General features: G+C 66.8%; 3 protein-coding genes. 1 reads left to right on the forward strand and 2 read right to left on the reverse strand.

Annotated elements, in window-relative coordinates:
• Positions 1-762: 762 nt before the first annotated feature.
• Positions 763-3,708, forward strand: a complete 2,946-nt coding sequence (locus tag ACZ7IB_RS44400; RefSeq protein WP_470920711.1) for a helix-turn-helix transcriptional regulator — start codon at positions 763-765, stop codon at positions 3,706-3,708.
• Positions 3,709-4,408: 700 nt separating this feature from the next.
• On the opposite strand, the gene ACZ7IB_RS44405 is transcribed toward ACZ7IB_RS44400, so the two are convergent.
• Together ACZ7IB_RS44405 and ACZ7IB_RS44410 are read right to left on the reverse strand one after the other, a co-directional pair.
• The gene (locus tag ACZ7IB_RS44405; protein WP_470920713.1) at positions 4,409-5,638 is read right to left on the reverse strand and encodes a nucleotide disphospho-sugar-binding domain-containing protein; all 1,230 of its coding nucleotides are present in this window, start codon (positions 5,636-5,638) and stop codon (positions 4,409-4,411) included.
• A 554-nt stretch (positions 5,639-6,192) separates the two neighbouring features.
• Positions 6,193-7,925: thioesterase domain-containing protein (locus ACZ7IB_RS44410; protein WP_470920714.1), on the reverse strand; the 1,733-nt coding region annotated here is incomplete at its 5' end.

Raw genomic sequence — 7,925 nt, forward strand, 5'->3', positions numbered from 1 at the left:
GGCATCCGTGATCCACCCGCTGATCGCGATGAGCGAGCGGACCCCGTCAGCACCGCCGCGACGGCCGCGCACAGCAACGCGACCGCCGGATACCTAAATCCCCGCACATCGCGGGGATCGGCGACCAGGGTCAGGAAACGTCGCAGGTGAGCCTTGACGTGAGGGAATCACTCGTGGAGCCCGGTTGCTCCAGCACGGAAGGGATGGGCGATGATGTCCGGGCAGACGCGGCCGGCTGCCGTCACTGTTTCTCTGCGCAGCATCGACCGATGGACGGCCGGCCACCTCAAGCGGATGCCGTGGCCGAGCACCTGCAGAGTCCTTCCCGGCCGGCCACCCCCCGAAGCGGCGGCGGCCAGCGGAGCGAACGACTGGGGCCGCCGCAAGGCGCGCGAGGAGAAGGAACTCGACCAGCTCCCTGTACAAGTCCGGGCGGTGCTGACGGCGCCGTGTCCGAAAAGTGACCCATTTACGGCGTGTCACGCGGTGACTGCGACCTGATACCCGCGCCCCGCCCCCGGAAGAGACCGCCCGGGGCCCGGCGCCGCAGCGAATCCCACGTCCCCCCGTATCTACATTTTCAGCCACTTCCCCATACCGGCGGATGGACAGCAGACGACGCCGAGCACGCTACTTACCAGCGGAATTCACTTTTCCGTTTTCATTTGATCAAGATGAACTCCATTCGTTCGAATCCACTTGCTATGTTTGCAGCCCTGGGAGATCTGACCGTGCACAGGGGGCAGGATGGAAGCTCAGCAGATGGCTCAACTCATCGACCGAGAAGGCGAGTTGAGTGCGCTGAACGCCCTACTCACCAGTGCGGGAGCGGGGCACAGTAGCATCGCACTGGTCAGCGGGCCGACCGGCAGCGGGAAAACGCAATTGCTACAAACATTCTGTAAACAGGTGGAAAACTCTAACGCCATCTTGCTGACCGCCGTAGCGTCCCGTGCCGAATGCGAGCTCCCGCTGGGCGTGATGGATCAGCTCTTCAGAAGTGAGGCGCTCCCCCCTGAGTTCCGCGACCGGGTCAACGAGCTGCTGCCGGAAGAGCTCTCCACCAGCCGTAGAACGGGCTCCGACCCCGTCCTGATGAACCAGCCGAGCATCGCAGTGGCCCATGGCCTCCGGTCGTTGCTGCTGGAGCTGGGCGAGCGCGGGCCCGTGGTGGTGAGCATCGACGATCTGCAGTACGCCGACGCGCCCTCCCTCCAGGTGCTGTTGTTCCTGCAACGCCGCATGAAGGCCTCGCGGACGCTGCTGCTGCTCGCCGAACAGTCGACGGTCCGTTCGCCCCACCCGGTCTTCCACGCCGAGCTGTTCCGGCAGCCGAACTGCCGCAAGATACGGCTGGGGATGCTGTCCCGTTCCGGTGCGCACACCATGATTGGAACCAGACTCGGCCAGGCCAAGGCACTGGAGCTCGCCGAGGCCTACCAGGAGGCCTCGGGCGGAAGCCCGTTGTTCCTGTCCGCACTGCTGGACGACTACGAGGCGGTCCACCGGCTCAACGCCAGCAGCCACGAGAGCGAACCCGCCGTCCCCCAGGAGGCTTTCCGCAATGCGCTGATGGGCTGCCTGTACCTGGCGGAGCCGGCGGTCCTCGAAGTCGCGCGGGCGGTGGCCGCGGTGGGCAAGGTCATATCATCCGTGTCGATCGGCCACATCCTCGGCCTGGACACGGCAACGGTGGAGCATGCGATCGCCTCACTCACCGCCACCGGCCTGCTGAACTCGGGGAACTTCCGGCATCCCGCCGCGCATACGGCCATCCTGGAACAGGTGGAGCCCGAAGGCCGGCACGAATTGCACCTGCGGGTCGCGGCCGCCCTCCAGAACGACGGCGTGCCACCGGTTGTGGTAGCAGAACAGCTCGTCGCGGCGGGCAAGGCGCCCGAAGAGTGGATGATCAATGTCCTGAGGGACGCGGCGCATTCCGAACTCGCCGCGGCCAGATCCGGCATGGCCTGCGAATACCTCGAACTGGCCCTGGCCTACTGCACCGACAGCCGGCAGCTGACGGCGCTCACCGCGGACCGTATGCGCATCGACTGGCAGAAGTGCCCACTGAAGGCCATGCGCCACGCGATACGATTAAAACAGGCTCTGCGTGACGGGCACTTGACCAACCAGGACACGGGCCTGCTGGTACGCAACCTCCTGTGGCACGGCCGGTACAGCGAGGCACGCGAGACGCTCACCCTCTGGGAGGCACGCGACTCCGGGACCCGTAGCGCCCCGTCGGAGGAACTCGCAGCCTTCAAGGCCTGGATGACGTACTCGCATCCTTCGCTGGCGGCCGTTCCCTCAGGCTCGCCCGGTTCGTCCGGCTCTGCTGTGTCCTCCGCTGCCTCCAACTCCCCGGATTCCGCTGCTTCCTACACTGCCTACGGCGCCTTCGGGTCGCCGACCGGGGCCGAACCGGAGACAGGTCTGGGTCCGGTACGCTCCCGCGGACGCCAGGCGATCACCGTGCTGTGCCGTCTGCTCACCCAGGGCGCGGATGACGAGGCCGTGACCAGCGCCGAGGGGGTCCTCCACAGCGTCGGCCTGGGTGTTGCCACGCTTGAGTCGTTGCACGCCGCCCTGCTCACGCTGATCTGCGCCGACCGCCCGGACAAGGCCGCTTCCTGGTGCGAAGAACTACTGAAGGAGGCGGCGGACCAGGGCTCGTCAACCTGGCAGGCAGTGTTCGCGGCGGTACGCGCTGACGCGGCCTTCCGCCAGGGCGACATGGCCACCGCCGTGCAGCACAGCGAGGCCGCGCTCACCCAACTCCCCATAGCCTCCTGGGGCGTCGCCATAGGCGCCCCGCTGGCGACTCTGATCCTCGCCACGACCATGATGGGCCAGTACGACAAGGCAGTGAAGTACGTCAGATTACCGGTGCCGGACACCCTCTTCGACGCCCGGTACGGACTCCATTACCTCAACGCGCGCGGGCACTTCCATCTCTCGACGAACCGGCCTGTGGCGGCGCTCGCCGACTTTGAGAGCTGTGGCCGTCTGATGGAGGCCTGGGGACTCGACCTGCCGTCCGTGATCTCCTGGCGCAGCGGCGCCGCCGAAGCCGCGCTGGCCCTCGGACAGAAGAGCAGGGCCAAAATGCTCATGGAGGAGCAGCTGACCCGTCCTGGAACGCACCAGCCGCGCACCCGGGGGGCATCGCTCCGGCTGCTGGCCGCGGCCGGCGATCTGGAGGACCGGCCGGCACTCCTCCAGCAGGCCGTACGGCTGCTGCAACCGGACACCGGCCGCTTCGAACTCGCCCGCGCACTGGCCGATCTCAGCGACACGTACCGGCAGTTGGGCGATGCGGACCGGGCCAGGGGGACGGCGGACAGGGCGGCCGAGATGATGAAGTCGTGCCAGGCGTGGACGGAGTGGGAGCAGCCGCTGCCGGTAGCGCGGCCCTCGCACCCGCCGACCGTACCGGCGGAGCGACACGCTGACGGGCGTCACAACGATGGACGGCACGCAGAACAGAAGCCGACCGGCGCCGAAGCACTGACCGACGCGGAGCGACGCGTCGCCGAGCTGGCCGCGATGGGAGCGACCAACCGGGCGATCGGGCGGAAGTTCTACATCACGATCAGTACCGTCGAGCAACACCTCACCAGGGTCTACCGCAAGCTGGACGTCAGCCGGAGAAGCGATCTGGCCGCGAGGCTCAACATCGTTTCGACAGAGGCCGAGTCCGCTTGAGCGGCCTCTCGGGGGCAGGGAGCAGTGCTCCTGCCAGCGAGGCCAGCAGCGCGTACCAGCCGTCGACCGCGGCCTCGGCATGGTGCCGGCCATGGCACGCATGTCCGACGCCCGTAGCCGATGACCGGGAAATCCTCGTCCTGGCCCTCGGCCGGATAGGCGCCGTGGACGGACATGCTGGTCATGTCCCAGTGCAGACGGGACACGTCAATGCCGAACTCGGCGATCGCCCCGAGCCCCGACGGTACCGGCAACGTGCTCCAGACGCGGAGCGATCGCATCCAGAGCCCGAGCCGGCCGGTCGTCGTTGAGCAGGCCCGGCTCGATCCCGAAGACTTCCTCCACCGCCCACGTGCGAGCCCAGTCCCCGACCCGCACCAACGGTGCGCGCGGTCAGCCGGTTGGCCACCAGCGCCTCGATGACCTGCCCGTGCGTCACAAGCGCGCTGACGCCACCAGGGCACACCTCATCGGTGATCCCGGCCAGATCCAGCCGACGAGTGAACTCGGGAACGACAGGCGGAGCGCCCAGACGTTTCTCCACCACGGACGTCACCGCTACTACAAAACGCTGACGCTGAGACCGTGGCCGCGGGGACCGGGAAGTCTTCGACACACCCCACCCAACGCCACACCCAGGCCCGAGGACACCCCCCCGACCGTTCACACCATACGAATCAACGACCCGCGAAGTCCGGGTCTAGGGTTCGTAGATCCATTCCAGGTAACGCTCGATCTCGTCGGCCGCGCGCCGCGCGCCTCCCGCACGGCGCGCCTGGCGTTGGAGTGCACGTACTTGGCGGCCCGTCTCCAAGTCGCCGACGAGCACGACGACCGCGTCCACGAGCGATTGCGGACCGGCGGCCTCCGGCGGCATCTGCACCCCGAGTCCAAGTTCCACCACCCGGTCGGCCACCGCGCGTTCGCTGGCGCACGTGGGCACTGCGACCAGTGGCGTATTGAAATAGAGAGACTCCATGACGCTGTTCAGGTCCGAGTGGCAGACGAACGCCGCCGCGCAGCGCAGCACCACCGAACGCGGAACCCATTCATGCACTTCGACGTTGGGCAACTGCTCGGCCGCCTGAAGCACACCTTCCGAATTGCCGTTCGTCATGATCACCACGTGCAGCGGCTGTCCGGCGAGGGCATCCATGCAGCTCCGGAGGAAATCCGCGTCCGCACCGAGGAGTTCGGGGTCGAGGGCGAAGCACACCACGGGCAGGCCGGTCGCGGGCAGCTGCCAGCGCTCATTCATCCGGCGTTCCGGTATGCAGGGACCGACGAACGCCACGCGACTGTCGAAGAGGTGCCCGTCTGCCTGAAATTCCCTGGGCAGCAGAGCTATCGACAGGGGCTCGGGTCTCGTATAGAAGTCGCTTGGCGACAAACCTGCTCGCTCTGCCGGGGAGAGAAAGCGGAACAGCCGCTCCCGGATGTCCGTGGGAAGGCCACTGACGCACTCCTCAATACCGGAATCGGATACGACGGCGTCGTCACGAACCAGGACGTCGCCGTTGGCGAAGGACGGGTAGATCTGCACCGCCGGCCGGTTCCAGCGAAAGGTCAGAAATCGAGCGGTAATCCGGGTCGAAGCCTCGTACAGCACCAGGTCGGGCACGTCGTCGGCGAAGTCGGCATAGATCGCCTCCGCCCAGTCGAGCGTGGCTTCGACACACACGGGGTCCGCCGGCCCGCTGCATCCCCGGAGGTCGGTCTGCAGTCCGTAGGTGGGACAGGACTCGTGGACCAGGACGTCGACGCCGGTGATGACGGCACGCTCGGCGAACTCCTGAGTGGTGACGTAGGTGACCCGGTGATCCCTGCGGTTCAGTTCCTGTGCTATCGGCAGCATCGACCGGCTCTGGGTCTCGGCAGGAGCGCTGAGAACGACAATGCTGTAGCGCGACGGGAGGGGATCTTCGGCCATGAATGCGACCTCCCCCGCTCCCTGCGCCCGGGGCACGGTTCGTCGCCTCCCGCAGGGCCCGGGTGGATTTCCACGGGGAACTTGGTTTGTTAACAACTCGCTCAAATTGAGACCGTGTCCTGTGATCAGGCGCCGGAGCGTACCACGCACGAGGCGCCATGCGAATGAAGTCGACCGACTTCATCTGACCGACTCAGTGATGTCCGGTCCACACGGGAACCATCCGAACTCACTACAAATATCCTTACTTCTGGGAAAACAACCGGCCCACACACGAATCTTTCACAACACAGGGAATACCTTGATCCCGGAGGGGAGGCGCACGCTCACATCGAGACAAATTCACTGTAAACTATTTCGCCGGACACAACAAAGCCCCTAACCAACCCCCTAAGGGGTGATTATTGCTGAATTCGAGCCATCCAATTCCATGATTGGCTGACTCGCGCCGGTGGGGAGCACGAAGCCCCGGTGCGCTGTGTGCGTCACCGGGGCCGCTTGCGGGATATTCCGTTCCCGCGAGCGGATGCGGGAAGGTCGGATCTCCGGAAGGTTCAGTTTCCAGAAGGTTCAATTCTGATGGTTTCCGGGAGCGATTCAAGCCATTTCTCGACGGATTCGGCCGTCGTGGGGGCCGAATTCTCCAGCAGGGTGAAGTGGTTCCCCGGAATCTCACGCAGTGTGTGCGGGGCCGGCCAGGAGGAGCGCCAGCTCTCGTCGCCATCGGCGCTCACGGCCGCCCCGGGCTCCGCGGCTCGTCCCATGAATGATTCTGTCGGTCGTACGAACAGGACGGGTGCCGCGACTGGCTGCGGACCACGCTGAGTGATGAGTGAGCTGTACCGGCCCATGGCCGACAGCCTGGCCGCGGTGAAGATGCCGAAGGCATCCTCGCGCTCCAGCATCCCGTCCAGCATCTGTGCCCAGAGGCCGTCGGACGAGTCGTCCGCGTTCGCCGAGCCGTCCGCGGCAGCCTGCTCATCGCTCTCGTCGGTGGGGAGATAGGTGTCCAGCAGCACGATCGCGGCAGGCATCACCCCTTCGCTCTCCAGGCGGCTGGCCGTGGCATGCGCGAGCTGGCCGCCGGAGGAGTAGCCGACCAGTGCGAACGGTTCGTCACCAGCCAGCCGCCGTACGCTCTCGGCGAAGTGGTCGACGACTGCGTCCACCGAGTCCGGCAGCTGCTCCCCGTCCACGAATCCGGGCGGCGTCACCACATGCACATCGCGCACACCCCTGAAGTTCGCGGCGAGCCGCGCGTACTGCTGGGCTCCGGCGAGCGCCATCGGCGATGGAAAACAGATCAGCGACGGACCGCGGGGGCCGCGGGCCAGCCTCACCGGCGGGCTCACGGTGTGCAGTTGGGAGGCTGTCCGGAAGGAAGGACGCAGCTCGGCCACTGCGTTCAGCAGTGCGGTGCCTTCTGCCATCTTTCCCTCCTTCACCGCGGCCCGGAACAGCTCACTGAGGGTCTCCGGCATGCGCGACGGGCCGGCGGTGGCAACGGCGACACGGGGGGCAGCGGCAGCGGATGCCTGCGCCGACGGGGCGGAGCCCAGTTCGGTACGCAAGTACGAGGCGAGCCGGGCCGGGTTGCCGAGATCGAACACCGCTGCGGCCGGGACTTCCAGCCCGGTGGCGCGCTGCAGACTCTTCCGCAGTTCTATCGCGGAGAGCGAGTCGACTCCGGCCTCCAGGAAGCCGCGCTCCGGATCGACTTCACCGGCAGAGTCATGGCCCAGGACCGCAGCCATGTGTCCCACCACTACTTCAATCAGCAACTTCTCCTGTTCAGGTGCAGGGAGTTCGGCCAGGCGTGCGAGCAGCCGGACCGCCGCCAGACCGTCGGAGGGCTCCTGTCCGGCCGCAGAATCGAGCCCGTCGGTGACAGCCCCACCAAAGAGCGCGGGCGAGTCGATCCAGTAGCGGCGATGCTGAAAGGCGTAGGTGGGCAGGTCCACTGCGCGTGCGCCACTGCCCTTGTACAGCGCCTGCCAGTCCACTGCGGCTCCGCCGGCGTGCAGCAGTCCCAGTCCTGCCAGAACCGCCCGGGCCTCGTCACGCCGCTTGCGCATCATGGGCACCACGGTCACCCGCTCGGCCTCGCCTGCCTCCAGGCACGGCTGTACCAGCCCTGACAGCACCGCGTCCGGTCCCAGCTCCACGAATCGCGTTACGCCACGTGCCACTGCGGCGCGTATGGCGTCGTTGAAGCGGACGGCTTCGCGGACGTGGGTCACCCAGTAGTCGGGTGAGGTGAGTTCCCCTGCCGTGGCGGTGCGTCCGG

It is taken from the genome of Streptomyces sp. NPDC037301 (assembly GCF_055602785.1).